This is a genomic window from Pseudomonas sp. GW821-FHT03C07, assembly GCF_059420925.1.
This window is the reverse complement of sequence record NZ_JBWKUQ010000002.1, coordinates 39,245-55,323: the sequence shown is the minus strand read 5'-3', so window position 1 is coordinate 55,323 and position 16,079 is coordinate 39,245. Positions and strand designations below refer to the sequence as shown.

14 protein-coding genes are annotated in these 16,079 nt (G+C 48.5%); all 14 read right to left on the bottom strand.

Going from position 1 to position 16,079, the window contains the following annotated elements:
* Positions 1-12: 12 nt before the first annotated feature.
* Positions 13-870 (bottom strand): dTDP-4-dehydrorhamnose reductase family protein, encoded by an 858-nt coding sequence (locus AC07VG_RS03505; RefSeq protein ID WP_495020495.1) that lies wholly within the window; start codon positions 868-870, stop codon positions 13-15.
* 68 nt (positions 871-938) lie between these two features.
* The gene (locus tag AC07VG_RS03500; protein ID WP_495020650.1) at positions 939-2,150 is read right to left on the bottom strand and encodes a glycosyltransferase family 4 protein; all 1,212 of its coding nucleotides are present in this window, start codon (positions 2,148-2,150) and stop codon (positions 939-941) included.
* A 264-nt stretch (positions 2,151-2,414) separates the two neighbouring features.
* Positions 2,415-3,596 carry a glycosyltransferase family 4 protein gene (locus AC07VG_RS03495; protein WP_495020494.1) on the bottom strand — a complete coding sequence of 394 codons (1,182 nt, stop codon included), beginning with the start codon at positions 3,594-3,596 and terminating at the stop codon, positions 2,415-2,417.
* 15 nt (positions 3,597-3,611) lie between these two features.
* Positions 3,612-5,078: a hypothetical protein gene (locus AC07VG_RS03490; protein ID WP_495020493.1), complete on the bottom strand. Its 1,467-nt coding sequence runs from the start codon at positions 5,076-5,078 to the stop codon at positions 3,612-3,614.
* A gap of 52 nt (positions 5,079-5,130) precedes the next feature.
* A complete protein-coding gene (locus tag AC07VG_RS03485; protein WP_495020492.1) occupies positions 5,131-6,192 on the bottom strand; it encodes a glycosyltransferase family 2 protein in 1,062 nt (353 codons plus the stop codon).
* Positions 6,182-7,138 (bottom strand): NAD-dependent epimerase/dehydratase family protein, encoded by a 957-nt coding sequence (locus AC07VG_RS03480; RefSeq protein WP_495020491.1) that lies wholly within the window; start codon positions 7,136-7,138, stop codon positions 6,182-6,184. Before AC07VG_RS03480 ends, AC07VG_RS03485 begins: the two co-directional genes overlap by 11 nt.
* Positions 7,135-8,001: an alpha-1,2-fucosyltransferase gene (locus AC07VG_RS03475; protein WP_495020490.1), complete on the bottom strand. Its 867-nt coding sequence runs from the start codon at positions 7,999-8,001 to the stop codon at positions 7,135-7,137. The genes AC07VG_RS03480 and AC07VG_RS03475 overlap by 4 nt, the downstream gene beginning before the upstream one ends.
* Before the next feature lies 1 nt (position 8,002).
* Entirely contained in the window at positions 8,003-9,454 is a 1,452-nt protein-coding gene (locus AC07VG_RS03470; RefSeq protein ID WP_495020489.1) for a lipopolysaccharide biosynthesis protein, read from the bottom strand.
* Positions 9,444-10,454: a glycosyltransferase family 10 domain-containing protein gene (locus AC07VG_RS03465; RefSeq protein WP_495020488.1), complete on the bottom strand. Its 1,011-nt coding sequence runs from the start codon at positions 10,452-10,454 to the stop codon at positions 9,444-9,446. The genes AC07VG_RS03470 and AC07VG_RS03465 overlap by 11 nt, the downstream gene beginning before the upstream one ends.
* Complete coding sequence (locus tag AC07VG_RS03460; protein WP_495020487.1) at positions 10,451-11,062, bottom strand: CatB-related O-acetyltransferase; 612 nt, start codon at positions 11,060-11,062, stop codon at positions 10,451-10,453. Before AC07VG_RS03460 ends, AC07VG_RS03465 begins: the two co-directional genes overlap by 4 nt.
* Positions 11,062-12,234: a DegT/DnrJ/EryC1/StrS family aminotransferase gene (locus AC07VG_RS03455; RefSeq protein WP_495020486.1), complete on the bottom strand. Its 1,173-nt coding sequence runs from the start codon at positions 12,232-12,234 to the stop codon at positions 11,062-11,064. Before AC07VG_RS03455 ends, AC07VG_RS03460 begins: the two co-directional genes overlap by 1 nt.
* Positions 12,231-13,160 carry a GDP-L-fucose synthase family protein gene (locus AC07VG_RS03450; protein ID WP_495020485.1) on the bottom strand — a complete coding sequence of 310 codons (930 nt, stop codon included), beginning with the start codon at positions 13,158-13,160 and terminating at the stop codon, positions 12,231-12,233. Before AC07VG_RS03450 ends, AC07VG_RS03455 begins: the two co-directional genes overlap by 4 nt.
* A gap of 21 nt (positions 13,161-13,181) precedes the next feature.
* Entirely contained in the window at positions 13,182-14,267 is a 1,086-nt protein-coding gene (gmd, locus tag AC07VG_RS03445; RefSeq protein ID WP_495020484.1) for a GDP-mannose 4,6-dehydratase, read from the bottom strand.
* Complete coding sequence (locus AC07VG_RS03440) at positions 14,260-15,690, bottom strand: mannose-1-phosphate guanylyltransferase/mannose-6-phosphate isomerase (protein WP_495020483.1); 1,431 nt, start codon at positions 15,688-15,690, stop codon at positions 14,260-14,262. Before AC07VG_RS03440 ends, gmd begins: the two co-directional genes overlap by 8 nt.
* Between the last annotated feature and the right edge of the window lie 389 nt (positions 15,691-16,079).

Here is a 16,079-nt window from a genome sequence, read left to right as displayed (position 1 = left end):
CTTCCGAATTCGTTAGCGAGTGGCGTGCATCAGCTCGATGAGCCGGGGCCAGGTTGGGGCTTTGTATCCAGTAGCCTGAGTGAAGCGTTCGCTGTTGAGCGAACGATCGATCACTAGTGCCGCGTCTGGGTGGATCTCGATGGACTTGCCGTATTGACCGGCAATCAAGGTCAACAGGTCCAGCTTGGCAATCGGCTCTGCCGCGACATGATACAGGCCATTGAGCTCCGGGTGCGGCAGGACGAAGTCTTTCATGACCCGAGCCAGCTCAGCGGTGGGCAGCCCGGAGAAAATAGCCCGGGAAAAGCCTCGCACACTGCCTTGTTGCGCCAGGAACCAATCCACCAGAGAGTGACTGGAGTTCAACTCATGACCGATGATCGAGGTGCGCAGGGTGATCGCATTGGGCAGGTCGTGCAGTTCGCCGATGTACTTGGATTTTCCGTACAGATCTTCGGCATCCGAAAGATCACTTTCCAGGTAACCACCTTTACGTCCAGAGAAGACGCAATCGGTGCTGACATGAATCAGGCGCGCACCGCTCAGGGCACAGAGCCGTGCCAGCCGATGCGGCAACATGGCATTGATCGGCAGCGCCGTCAGCGGGTCCTTGGCATCGGCCAGTTGCTTGATCAGCCCGACGCAGTTGATGACCACGTCCGGACGTACCTGTGCGAACGCCGTCACAAGCGTGTCCTGATCCAGCACATCGACTCCCGTCAGAATGCGTTCGTAATCGAATGCAGAAAAATGCTTGAGGGCCGCCGAACCACGCAGAGTCCCCCATACCTCATGCTGAGAATCTTGGCTGAATGCTTTGAATACAGCACTACCGAGCATTCCGGTAATGCCCAACACTAATATCTTCATGATGCCACTCAGATCCAAATCTTGAATTAATCCTGCTCACTGCGTGCTGGTGGGCTAAAGCGCCAAAATCAGCCCCGCAGCAACTCGACCAAACGACTGACCTGCCGCCCCATTTCGAAATGCTGATCAAAATAGTCACGACCAGAGCGTCCCATTGCCTCTCTCTCGACGTCACTGAGGCTCCGCATCTTACGAATAGTGGCGACCAGCGGCAGTACCTGCTCGGCAGGAGAGGATAAACCCGCACCGGCCTCTTGGACAATTCGAGCGCCCTCACCGTTCAAGCACGCAATGATAGGCTTTCCAGCGGCCAGGTAAGACTGGATTTTGCTCGGAATGGTTTGGGAGAAAATGCTCTCATCATTGAGAGAAACCAATAGAGCCGAGGAGCGCGCAAAAATTTCCGGCATGGCTTCAACGGGAAAACGGCCTGGTAGAATCAGGTTTTCCAGTCCGTGCGCTTGCTTTTGCTCCTTGAGCCAATCCAGTCGGCTACCACTGCCAACCAGCACCAGACAGATATCGCGGTCATCACGCAAATGTATTGCCGCCTGCAGAAGTGTGCTCAGCGCCTGGGCAGTCCCGAGATTGCCAGCAAAGACGACACAAAAATGACGCTCCAGTACCGCAGACAAATCATGAGGAATTGGCACCACGACCTTGGGTGCCTGAACATCTACAGAGTTGGGGTAGTAGACAATTTTGTTCCGGGATGCATAGTCAGCGACGGGTTCGATAAAGGCATGAGACTGGACCAGCAGTTGATCGCAACAAGCATAGATCCCCCTGACCATCCAGCCAACCATCCTTAGCAGATACCGATTTTTTACAAACCCTGTTGCGGCAAGACTCTCAGGCCAAAGATCCTGCACCCACAAGGCAAGACGTGCTTTTTTCAGCCACTTGAGCACAATCGCAGGAATAGCCTGGGTGATAGGTGACGGGGCGAAAACCAGAATGGCGTCAAATTCTCGCTTTCGCAGCAACCAAGGGAAAAACAACAGTCCCCCAATAACAAATGAAAGATAGTTGAGAACCATGTTTTTCGCGCCGCCTTCACCTCGCGGCCATAAGGGCACTCTCAGAATTTCGATACCCTCAAGATAACGCTCACGCTGACAACCCCAAGCACGGTATCCGGGAAATATCTTGCCATCTGGATAATTGGGCTTACCGGTAGCAACTACAACCTCATGCCCCTGAGCCGCGAGAGTTCGCGCTATATCATTGATAATGAAGCTTTCAGGACTAAAGTACTGGGAAAAAATTAATAGCTTCAAAAAAGTCACATTCTATTCGGTTGAAATAAGTGCCTGGATTTTAGGACCCTGCCTCAGAAATGCGCTTACATTTTGACAGTGATTGCTGTCCCCAGGCAAGGTGCTACGACTCACGATATTCCCCCATGACGAGAGGCAGCTTAGCCGGGAGCATCCCCCTCAACCACCAGCCTATGGACTTTCGAAAGCCCATCGACGATCTCGCTGCCCTGGTCGAGCGGGATATCAAAGTCGCCGTGTTCGACCCGTTTCTCTCTAGTCGAACTACTGACTTCTGCTATTAGTCAAGGACAGAAACAGGTCGCGGTTTTGATTTATTGATTCTGGATTGCAAAAGTTCTCCTCGGAAAACTTCAATATTTGACGGCGTTTTTCATTTCGTTGCTCGCAAGGCAGGCTTGAGAACATCTCAATTTTTTTAGAGAACAACTCAGGAGAGTCCAAGGGTATAACCCAACCCAAGCCATTCTCATCAAGTGTGCGCCAAGGAGTTCTATCGCTCAATAAAACCGGGGTACCGGCACTGATGGACTCGGCTATCACATGACCATAGTTTTCTCCCCGGGTAGGGAATAAAAATAAATCATATCGAGAGAATGTGTCCTTCACATTATCTGGCAATACATTACCGCAATAGCTGGATTTTATGTTGTGAGGCAGCTGATTCAGTAACTGCTCGCACTGGGCCCAATAGGAAAGGTCCTCTTTCGGTCCATAAATGTCGAACTGCACACTGCTACGCAATGACATCAAGGCTCGAATCGCAAAATCAAGATTTTTCATGGGTGATATCCTCGAAAGAAATATCACGCGCAGAGGGTCACCCACGGTAGCAGAAACCAACGAGGCCTCTGCGATGGCATGAGTTTTTTTGCTGGGCAGGTCAAGTGCAATCCTGATTGAGGACTCATTGACACCCAGTATGTATTTGATGTCATTAAGCTCATATTCGCTGGAAGCTTGAAATAGCAATCCTTTCGTCAAGCCTAGAATACGGCATATTTTTAAATAGCATGATTTCTTGAATTTTTTTATTTTTAGAGCCGCTTCGGCAAACTCACCACGTGGTGCGAGTACAAACGGCTTCATGGTCGCTCGGCCAAAATATCGATGCAACAGTGGAAAAACTGTAAACACAGGATCAAAAAAGCTATTCAGGTAAACAATGTCGTGAGCGGTATTTTTTATAATGCTACCAATAGCCTTTAAGCTCGTCTCTTCCTGCGGGAGATAATAGACGTAGGCGTTTCCCTGTTTATGCCACTCACCGCGCGTTACTGCAGGATATGGACAGGTGTCGCCCGAGTCACGATCACGAGTAACGATCCAGAACTCGAGGTCATCGTCAAGATGCGAAACCATGTTTTCAATGGTTCGTATCGGTCCTCCTCCTTTGTAACCAGGGAGATAATAAACAGAAAATGTCAGTACTTTTACCTTTTTCACAGGGTCCCCCAATCGTTACGACTTGTGTTTCCCCAAAGGGAAGTGCTTTACAAAAAAAGAATGTTGAAATAAGTAAAGTGTCAAAATACCAAGCGAGCACAAAAACAGGTAAAAAATAAGTCCAGGAATATTGACACCCATTTGCCCGACCGTGGTGGCAAGAATACTTCCCCAGAGGGCAGCCAAAAAGGGATTGGGTAAAAACTTATAAAGTAGCCTTTCACTCGTTAGTACAAGAAAAGACAATATCGCCATTCCAATGACTACCAGCCATGAGCTCCCCGATAAATAAAAGAAAGATACCGGGCCCGGCAAAGTGGCAAATACAAATTTATTCAGGTCCATAAATCTGTAGTGCGACAAGGCTATTTCTTGGAAGATAGACGCCTTACCAATACTGCCTTTTTCCACCGCAGCCGATAGGAACAGGGAAAGATTTTTATCTGGATGAGCTGAGGTGGCCATCAGCCCTTCGATGCCGATCCAGCGATCCACTGAAAATTTAGCTAATTTTAAGATGCCCTTTTCCAATAACATGCCCTTTTCCAAGGTCGATGATTTTTCTTGAGGCTGCCAAGGCATTGTTAAAGGGACGGATGAGTAGTAATAGTCACGGACAGAGTTGACAATGGGATAGCAGAGCAGAAATAAGAGAAGGCAGGAGCTGAGCAACATGCTTGCCCATTTAAGGTTGACCTTGTACAGGTGACGTCGATTTATGAAGAGGGAGAAAAACAAAGGGATAATGTGAAATATATATAGACCTCTACTCAGAAGCGAGATAGATGAGGTGGTGGCTTCAAATAGTACGAAATAAACAGTGTTTATGTTTCCCTTTTTTGACAGTACTTCCCACCATAAAAGAGTCGCCACAGCCATAGCGAAGCCTGTAGACTGTAACCAGAAGGTGAGCGCGTTTAGGGGCCAGATGATGGTTCTTGGAACCAAACCGATTTGTTGAAAAGAAAAAAGCATATTCAGTACAGAAAAAACGATCATCGCGATCGCGATCGCGCTCCACAAAGAGACTTTGTACTGTTTGTACCACGTGGGCTGTGGGTAGCTGACATCAACAGTCATTGTAGGCACCCTGCCAAAAAAACCATGGTAAATCAGTCTTCCGATAATTATCCCTACTGCTCCAAGGCTAGCAATAACCAGAACAGCATCCCACTCTGCGCCCGTGTTGCTGAAAAGGCCTACTGGCTCCTCAAAGGGGTAATCTATCAGCAGGTGTGTAACCGTTTTGAGCCAAAATCCGAGCCAAAATATTACTGCTAGAAAGATATACCCATACGTGACTTTCCAGCAGAGGCCGGAAAGCAACAACAATAAAAAAGCCAAGGAAAAAACAGTATAAACATACCAAGCACCTTGGTATCGAACGACTCCGTAAAAGAAAAGAGTCAGCCAGATAGAAAATAATACGAAGGATATTAAATTTTTTCTTGAAAAAAATGATACGTTAATAATGCTCTGCATGCTCATATAATACCGAAATTGATAGTGTAATTAAGTACTTTATGATTGACGGCTATCGGGCCTGCAAAAAAATCAATATAGCCCGTATTCCGATGAAAAAATTGCCTTCCGGTTTGACTCTGAAGAATCGTAATCCACCCAGCATGAGTCTGCTTTTTAGAGAAGCTCCCTCTGCAAATTCGTTGCTCAGTTTTTTCCAGCGCGAAACAATATCAGGGCAGTCTGCTGCCATCCGATAATAGATCCGCAAGGCGTGGCTTAGGACTACTTCCCGAGAGCTTTCCTGGCAGTTTCGCAACACTTCAGTCATTGCTTTTTCAATTTCGTTTATGTCGGCCTTTAGGCCTGTCACGCGACTGTTCAACACTGAGTCGATACACGACTTGTCTATGTTCCATAAATTAAAAATATAATTCCAGTAGGCTTTTCTTATACCCTGAGAAAGTTTCAGTTGACGATTAGAAGCTGCCGTAGAAATCTGAGCAGCATGGACGCGATACAGAAGTAGGACCTCAGGCACATTTCCCATTTTCCATCCGGCGATAGCCGCTCTTACCCAGAGATCATAGTCTTCGGCTTTGTCCCACTTGTGTTCATAGCGTAGTTGCTTGACCAGTGCCGCACGCATCATAACGGTTGGATGAGCGAAAGGAGAGAGAAATAGCATCTCCATTTTTATGGCATTGTCGGACTCGGGTAGCCTGACGATTCGATTGTCTGCGGCGCCAAAACGTTTAACCCAGCTCCCAACTATATCGGCGCCCGAAGATCTCAGGTAAGCGAGTTGCTTTTCAAATCGCAAGGGAAGCGCGATATCATCTTGGTCCATTCGCGCGATCCACTCTCCTGTCGCAAGAGTGAGTGATTCATTTAGCGTATTAGCCAGTCCTTTATTTGCACGAGTAATGACCTTGATACGGGGATCGCGCTCCTCGTAGTAGTGCAGAATGGCCAAAGAGTTATCTGTCGAACCATCATCAATTATAATGAGTTCGAAATCAGAGATTGTCTGCTTGAGGATGGAATCTATAGCAGCGGCTAAAAAATCTGAGCCATTATAGACAGGCAAGACAACCGAAATTAACGGAGAGCTGACCGGAGCACTAGAAGTCATGTTTGTTGCTCCATAACCAATCCCGTGTAATAGACAATCCATCGTTGAAATTTATCTGAGGAGACCAGCCGGTGTCTCTTTTTAATTTTGAAGCATCCAGCACGTTGGCTTTTACGTCGAAAGCGCGCTCAGGAAGGTGTTGAATATTTATGCCGCATCCTACTTGACGCATCAGGGGTTCAATAGCCTCTATAACCTCAATATTGCTCATTCCAAACGATGAGCCCAAATTGTAAACTTCAAAGAGCTTTCCATGGTTCAAGGCATGAACAATACCGGAAGCGACGTCACTGACGTATAAATAATCTCGAATAGACCCTGTTTCGCCAAATATTTTGATCGGGATATTTTTTATTGAAGAGGCTATTGCTGTTGCAATAAACCCTTGGCCGACGAAGGGCCGTTGGCCAACACCGTAGGCGTTGGCCGGACGTACGCAAACAAATTGGAGGCCATGGGTTTTTGCGTATAAATAAGCGTAGCATTCAAGTGTGAGTTTGGTCACGCCATAGGGAGAAATCGGTTTGGCCGGGTGCGTCTCGCTAATGGGTAACGACAAGGCCTCTCCATAGACCGTACCACCAGAGGATATCAGTACCAGTTTTCGATGACGCCGTGATACTTCGGTGAACAGCTGTACTGTTGCCGGCAGGTTTTGCAACAGGTCTGCCAACGGGTTCTCGAAAGACGTGTTCGGTACGGTAGCATAAGCAAGGTGAATCACTTCCTGATGGGCGTCCAAGAGGCTGCAAATCAGTTCTTGTTGTGCAAAATCTCCTGCAATGTAAGTTGCTTCGGACGGTAGTTTGAAGCGCGGCTGCTGACTGCGTCCCAAGACGGTGACTCGCCTGCCCGAGGCAATGAGTTGAAACGCAAGATATGCACCAATATAGCCACCGCCTCCGATAACGAGGGTCGATATTTTTGAGGTGTTCTTGATACTCATAATAGTACCCATGCTGGTGGAAATAGATCATTCACACAGGTGTTATTAGCGAACCATTGTTTAGGGGCGACGACGATTTTGTCAGTATTTGAACTTAGCCATGCCCCCCACCAGCTGAACGAACTGTTAGCAATAATATGGTGTTTACATAAGCTCATGAGCCGCATGTCGTTATAGCTTTCTTGGCCTTTATTATGGTCAACGTAAGTGTGTTGATGTTCTATTTTTAGATTGTTTTTTACCCATTCAATGTCATCAGAAAAAATGAAGAACGTGGGCGATTGAATGTCTTTGGAAAGGTGCCGAATAGCAGACTTATAATAATTCAGCGAGCAAGCAGCATAGGCTGAGTTGTTCACATAGTCCCCACGCCGTACATGCAGGCTGATGGCATTGGTCTGATGGATTTTTTCAGCAATTGCAGCGTTTTCAACCGTCATCTGCGGTTTGAAGGTGAAGTCTTTTCGAATGATGTCTGCAGCATCTCGAAAGTAGCGCTCGCTCTGCCAGTATCCCATCATATAGCAGTCGTCCGGGACCGTCTGCAGGCCATCCCAATACTGGAATGTTGGCTCGATGGCCAAGCCTGCCTTTCGTAACCAGGATAGTTTTGAACGTTGCAAAATGCGACGGACTGAAGATGGGGCCTGCCAGCCAAGTGCCTGTTGAATATCTGAGTGACGGGCAATACGGATTTCCCCTGAGAATAATCTATCCAGCTCGAAACCCTGATGAAGTGTGTAGGATTCAAAGGATTCCGTATCCAGCAATAGCTCCGTATTTTTTCGGGACGAAAGCGCACGAGCAGCCGCGTACTGAAACATCTGATTGCCCAGACCGCCAATAAGGTGTGCAATAACCATCTTAACTCTTCCTTAGCTGCACGTTGAGCAGCCTTGAGAGGGCGGGGTTTTTCCAAAGCATCAGAAGCAATACCCCCCCTCCCAGTATTGATATGACCAGAAGATCAGCAATAGCGGCAGTCCAACCGAGCGCTTGCGGCATATACGCGACGAGGCCCACCATGCCCATCATCAGAAAAAAGGCACTTGAACAACGCACGCGATCCAGCTTGAATTTTACCTGCTTATGCATATTCACATACATCGTGAAGAGCATCAGTAATGCGCCCGCGATCAGAGCGAGACCTGCCCACCGGATGTCCATCCTGTAGGTGCCTGCGGCCACGATAAACACTAAAATAACTGCCGCACCTGATGCATAAGGTAGTGCTAATGAGGTGGTTTTTCTTTTGACGTGTGCGGCGTTGCTTAAGACGTTTCCTGATGCCCTGCACAGCTCAATCACTGCACCCACTACCACAAATTGCCATGCATTACTGTACTCGGAAGCAACGAGTAATTTTAACAGATAAGGTGCTGCGAGAACGGTCAGGCCTGCCAGAAGTAAATAGGCTGGTAGCAGCGTATTCAAAAGGTCGGAAACAGCTAATCGTACCTCGGCGTCGTTAGAGTGCTCGCTGACTCGGCGGAAGAAAAACGGATACAGGAACTGAATGGCAAGGGACTCTACCAAGGCCCATATTTGCCCGGCCAGCTGCAGGCCCACGGCAAAGAAACCCAGTTGAGCGAGTCCCCAATAGTGTTCAATGGCAAAACGATATCCACTAAGCTGTATCCACATTAAACCGGCCGCTACTGCCAGCGGGGCGCAGTATGTCGTGACTGTTTTTTTGTTGAGCAGTGGCAATCGTGGTTGGCTGTAAGCAGTCGCAGAGACATGGGCCTTGAGGTAATAACGCGCGCCTATTGCTCCAACGAGCATCCCCACCGCTTGGCCAGCGAACCAGGCAATCGCTGATGGCCAAAGGGTGACGAAGGAGATCGAGGCAATCAGACCGGTTGCTGCCGTGGCGACAGACCAGCCGACGGAGGCAGTGCGGAAACCGAGCATATTCAGCATCGGGACCAGTGTTGCATTCCAGGTTCCCGCAGCCACCATCATAAAAACAATAGCCACCGTATAGGCGGCGATGGTAGGTGAAGTCGAATGGGTGACAGCCAAAGCGACAATAGAACCAAGAGTAGACGCGGTGATGATGTATAAGCTGTACGACTTGAGTCGTTGAATCAACGTACCTTCATCCCACCAGGCATGTGTATGCAGATTAATATGCTGGCCGACAGGATTTATCAGGAATAAACCACATAACATCTGTATCGTTATTAAAATGGCCAGTTCGCCATATTTTTCGGGTGATAAAAAGGACGTCACTGCACGGATCGAGATCAGAGCAATGAGCGTCGTTCCGAAGCGCCCGAAGCTGATAACTAGAAAGTCACGCTTAAATGCCAAGATCTTCAGCTACCGTGTTAACGATAGTCTCCGCGAAGAAATCCGCTCCAAAAGGGTAAGCCGCATCGCTGTTCAAAAAATCTGAAATCCGCTGTTGGTAGCTGATAAACTCAATTTCGGTCATTGCTTGCAGAAAGTTATAAAGCTCTGACATGCTATTAAATCGACGGCGATCAATGAAGCAGTTTTCCGGGATGTGCTTGGTTATATTGCTCGCCCCCCAATAAATGGGTATGCACCCTGCAAAAAAACAATCAAATATTTTTTCAGTTATATATCCAGGCAAATCACTTACATTTTCATAACAAATAGAAAAGCGTGTCTTCTTCAGGACGTCATGTTTACTATCAATTCGTCCGCGATAACTTGGGAAAGAGCGGAGTTTTATAACTCGATTTAAAAGCTTCCAGAGTCGACGTTCGATTCGACCTCTGATTCCACCTTTTGCGGCTGGGAAATTCCAGTCCACGCCGTACAAATCAAAATTTTGTGGTGCATTCTTTTCAAACCAACGTATAGCGGCAACACGTTCAATATACAAGTCTCTGCTGTCTGGGACCGACAGCGCACGATTGCTTGAAATAAGGCAGCAAAACTGGCTTCTTGAAGAGAAACCGTCTACACCGTGAACCTCTAGGTTGTTAGGGAAATTTATCTTTATAAATCGCTTACCATCAACCAGTTCATCATCCCAAGTAAAAATCTTTCGATAGCGATTAAAATGAGAGCGATCGCCATTTTCGGACCTGATAAATGGGGTTTCAAACAAGAGTAGATAGTTATCAGCGGCATCTGATTCGAGCTGAACATCCTGGTGGAGCTCAAAAAGAACAACACCTTTTTGGGTTGAATCTGACGTGTTGATTTCTATATTACGTGCATTTAAAGCCTCCTTAAGCCGAGCATAAGGAGCAAAGCAGTTATCTCTGTTATAGGAGCTATGAATATCAAAGATAATATTCTTGCGCAGCCCAAAGCCGCGTAAAAGAGAATGTTTCATATGTTCTCCAGCGCCATCTCTGCTTCTAGCCGTGTGACTATCAACTCAGCCTCTGCATGCCCATGCTCCCACCAGCGAGAGGCCAGAATCAGATTTTGATGCTCTTCTGAAAAACGGAACCGAATAAGCCGTGCAGGAACACCGCCCACGATGGCAAACGGAGGCACATCTTTGGTGACAACCGCATTTGCAGCAACCACCGCACCAAACCCGATTTTCACGCCTCTCAAAACAACCGCATCTACACCGATCCAGACGTCGCTTTCGATAATGCATTCTTTTTGGGTGAGCGTCTCCCAAGGTGATTTATAAAAAGACGCTGAAGTCGAAACGCGATCGAGCAAATGCTCACCTTGTCCAATTGATACATTATTTGCAATGGAGCAATATTTCCCTATTGTGCTTTTTGTGATTGCGCTGTGGGAGCCGATATAGGTATAGCTGCCAATGTTACTGGCAGCGTCTACGTTTACGTCATGCAGGGTTTCTACGCCCGTAGAACCGTCAACAGCCGGTGCTGAGACGGCGTGCGAGCGAATGCGGTTGCCACCACGAATATTCACCAGGCCGATCAGTATCTTATTTTTAAAGAAAGATATAAATCGCATCAGGCTTGAATGCTGCTGAGTAAGGTGAATGCTTCTGGAATGGCATAATGATGATTGCCAACAAACAGGCCAAATTGGTCTATATGTTCGGCATTCTTCAGTACCCCATGAACCTCTGAGTCAAAATATTTGACCACTTCGTTCTTCGCAAAGTTCCCTGCAACAATAGGGCGGCATTCAAATCCAATATTATTCAGTTTGGAAACCAGTGCCTTGCGTGTCAATGTGCTCCCAGGTCGTATCACCAGGCTAAAGCCAAACCAGCTGGACTGTCCGACTTCAAGTTGAATCATGATCTCTGGATGATCACTCATGGCGGCTTGCAGAAGAGCGCCGTTTTCACGCCGCGCCTCAATCATCCGAGGGAGGCGCTTCACTTGTTCCACGCCAAGTGCCCCTTCCAGTTCGAGCGGCCGAACGTTGTATCCGGGCAAGACAAAACGGAAGGACTCCTCGAACGGATCATCGCTTTTTTCGCCGCACACCAGATTTTGCTTGGGTAGATTGCGTGTCCAGCCGTGCGCGCGTAGTGAAAGCAGAATCTGATAGAGTTCTTCGTCGTCGGTCACAATCAGGCCGCCTTCCATCGTCGAGATATGATGACTAAAGAAGGAACTGAAACTACCCATAACGCCAAAGGTGCCAGCCGGTTTACCGTTGTAAGTGGCGCCCATGGACTCGCAGTTGTCTTCGATTAGAACTATATTACGATTACCAATAATTTCCTGAATGCGCCCAAAGTCATTGGGATTGCCGAGCAGGTTCACAGCCATAATCGCCCGAGTCTTGTCGGTCACTGCAAGCTCAAGTTGCTCGAGGTCGTAATTAAGTGTTTGCAGATCGATGTCGACAAATTTTATCTTCAGGCCGTATTGGTAAAGCGGGTAGTAGGTCGTGCTCCAGGATACGGCGGGCACAATGATTTCGTCGCCACGTTTCAGTTTCAAAGCAGTGTTTTGAGTATAGAACAGCGCGGCCACAATCAACAGGTTTGCAGAGGAGCCGGAGTTCACCATGACGCAATGTTTGCTACCAACATATTGCGCAAAATCCCGCTCAAATGCTTTAACCTGTTCGCCCATGGTAAACATGCCAGTGGCGATAACACGTTGCATTGCGTCAAGCTCTTCCTTTTCCCAGGAAGAGGCTGCCAGCGGAAATTGAATACTCATTGCTGATGCTCCAGATAATAACGATAGGTCTTTTCGACGCCCTCTTGCAGGCCGTGGCGCGGACTCCACCCCCACAGCGATTGACGCTCGATGCTTACTAGTTTACGGGCCATCCCCACAGGTCTGTCGAGGTTATGCTCAAACCGCCCGTCATATCCCATCACTGCAGCCACGGCTTGGTAGTATTCGTTGATAGAGAAGTCGTGCCCTAGCCCGATGTTCAAATAGGGTGGCAGCGAATCGAACTCCTTTATCGCATGCACTATCGCGTCGGCCAGATCGCCACCGTACATGAACTCACGTCGAGCCGTACCGTCGCCCCAGATTTCAACGGATTGTTCGCCATTTTCTTTCGCCATATGGATCTTGTGAATGATGGCGGGCAAGAGATGCGAGTGAACGGGATCAAATTTGTCGAAGCGGCCGTAGATATTGCAGGGAATGAGGGTTTTATATTGAAAGCGAGCATCCTCGCGCATGATGTATTCGCAAAGGCGCGCGGTAGCGATCTTGGCCAGTGCATAGCCTTCGTTAGTCGGCTCCAGTTCGCCCTTGAGGACCATCTCCTCACTTAAAGGGTCGGAATGGTTGCGCGGGTACATGCATGAGCTGCCCAGATTGATCAGGCGCGTTATACCGGCCTTGTAGGTGGCCCATACAATATTACGGCCCATGTCCAAGTTATCCAGCAGAAAGCTCACGGGCTCTCTTATGTTCGCCTGGATGCCACCCACTTTACCCGCAACATGAATCACCAGATCAGGCTTGTGTTGTTCCAGATAAGCCTCAACGGCGCCAAAATCTCGCAAGTCCAGTTCGTTGCTACGCGGTGCCAGCACTTCATAGTCACCGATGCTGGGGTGTTCGAGCACATTGCGCCCAACCATTCCGCCGCTGCCTGTCAACAATATTCGCATCTTGCTCATTTAATGGGCCGCCAAGTGAAATTATTCGTTATAACTGAAAGTGGCGTAGCCATGCTGATTAATCAACTCATCACGCTCGGCGCTTTTCAGATCTTCACGGACCATTTCGCTGACGAGCTCGGCAAACGTAATTTTTGGTGTCCAGCCAAGTTTCGATTTCGCCTTAGAGGCATCGCCCAGCAAGGTTTCAACTTCGGTAGGTCGGAAATAACGCGGATCGACAGCAACGATGCATTGACCCGCGTCGTTGTAGCCTTTTTCCTCTTCGCCTTTGCCCTGCCAAGTGATATTGATCCCCAGCTCCTGCGCAGCGGCATTGACAAAATCACGCACGCTATATTGCACGCCGGTAGCGATAACGAAGTCTTCTGGCTTTTCCTGCTGAAGCATCAACCACTGCATTTCGACATAGTCTTTAGCATGCCCCCAATCGCGCAGTGAATCCATATTACCCAGGTAGAGACACTCTTGCAGCCCCAGCTTGATTCGTGCGAGCGCTCGGGTGATTTTACGTGTTACAAATGTTTCCCCACGGATAGGGCTTTCATGGTTAAATAAAATCCCATTGCAGGCATAGACGCCATAAGCTTCACGATAGTTTACGGTGATCCAATAGGCATATAGCTTGGCGACAGCGTAAGGGCTACGTGGATAAAAAGGTGTGGTTTCTTTCTGTGGTGTCTCTTGAACCAAACCATACAGCTCGGATGTAGAAGCCTGGTAGAAACGAGTCTTTTTCTCAAGTCCGAGAATTCGAATGGCTTCCAGAATGCGCAATGCACCCAAGGCGTCCGAGTTGGCGGTGTATTCCGGTTCCTCAAACGAAACAGCAACATGGCTTTGTGCGGCCAAGTTATAGATTTCGTCGGGTTGTACTTTTTGAATAATATGAGTCAGGCTGGAGGAGTCCGTCATATCTCCATGATGCAGGAAAAATGGCAGACCTTTATCATGGACATCATGGAACAGATGATCAATTCGAGCAGTGTTGAACAACGAACTGCGGCGTTTTATACCATGCACCTCGTAACCTTTGCTCAGCAAAAGTTCTGCAAGATAGGCGCCATCTTGTCCGGTGACGCCGGTTATCAGTGCTTTCTTAATCATTGGTTCTTCCATAATTATCTTCAAATCTGACTATATCGTTTTCACCTAAATAGCTGCCTGATTGAACTTCTATTATTTCAAGCTCAACCATTCCAGGGTTCTTCAGGCGATGGATTTCCCCGATAGGGATGTAAGTGGACTGATTTTCCGTCAATATAAAAGTTTCTTGACCTCGCGTCACCTCCGCAGTGCCCTTGACGACAATCCAGTGTTCGGCGCGGTGATGATGTTTTTGCAAGGATAACGAGGCACCCGGCTTGACACCGATGCGTTTTACCTGGAAACGCTCCCCCATATCAATGCTGTCGTACCAGCCCCAGGGGCGTGAAACCTTGCGATGGGAAATGGCTTGGCTGCAATTTTCCTTTTCGAGTTGCACGACAATGTCTTTGACCTGCTCAACATAGTCCCTGTGTGTAATCAGGACGGCGTCCGGCGTGTCGATGATTAAAAGGTTCTCAGTACCCAGTGCGACAACCGGGCGATGGGGGGCATGAATAAATGTATTGACCGACCGGCTGATCGTGCCATTTCCATGGACTCTGTTTCCGGCGTCATCGGCCACTGTCAACTCGGCCAACGCATTCCAACTGCCCACGTCGCTCCACTGACCGTTAAAAGGAACCACCACGATATTATCGTGTTTTTCCATGACGGCGTAATCAATGCTTTGTGAGCGGCATGCTGAAAAGATAGCAGGGTCGGGACGAATAAAAGAGGTGTCCTTTGAGAAGCGCTCTGACGTTCCAGAATCAAGAGACGCTCTGCAACTCACCAGAATATCGGGTGCATGTTGTGCCAGCGCATCAATGAGCGTGCTGGCCTTGCATAGAAAAATGCCAGCGTTCCACAGTACATTTCCGGCCAGGAGCATGTTTTGCGCGGTGGGGGCATCTGGTTTCTCTATGAAGCGCTCGACGCAGCGACCTCCCAGCTCTTGGGTGGCACCTTGCTGAATGTACCCATATGCGGTGGACGGGTAACTCGGCACAACGCCAAAGGTAACTATGGCTCCGGCTTCTGCCTGTGCGATGCCGCTCCAGATAGTTTTCGAAAAGCTTTCGACGTCAGGAATATGGTGGTCAGCAGGGCAGAACAGGAGGAGGTCGCGCCCCTCTTGCATGCAATCCAGGGCGGCCAGGGCCATGGCTGCTGCAGTATTGCGAGCACAGGGCTCAAGGATAATACTTCCCTGCACTTGTACCGATAGTAGGCTGTCAGATACCAGGAAGCGATGTTCCTCAGACGCCACCATCAGCACACGGTCTGCCAAGTGAGACACTCGTTCCAGCGTTAGCTGCAGCAGGCTTTTTTCACCTATCAGTGGGACAAACTGTTTCGGAAAGCTTTTACGCGACAGCGGCCAAAGTCGAGAACCGGAGCCGCCGCAGAGAATAACTGGGGTGATTGAGTTGAATGTCATCAGTGATCTACTTGAACAAAAAGCCTAAAAAGCCAGATACTGGCATTCCTTGCTCGGGATCCAGATGCTGTTGAAAAATAAAAAAGCATCTGGTGAAGACCAGCATGATTGATTTTTGTCCCTCATGCCTGCCTGCTACGAGACGTAATGACTAAAACAGTCCATTGCTGCAGTAAAAATCTGGCCGTCGACCGTCAGGGATCATGCAACAGCTTACCCCGCATTGAGTAGCCGATAAATTTTACCCCATGCCAAGGGGCGAGAGATATTTTTTTGGACGTGAGGGACGGCTACTGTGTGACACCTACCTCACTCAAACCACCCGATACACTGCATCGGCGCTTTGTATTTCAGGGACAAGTGCGGCCGCCCCCCCCCCCCCAGTAGAT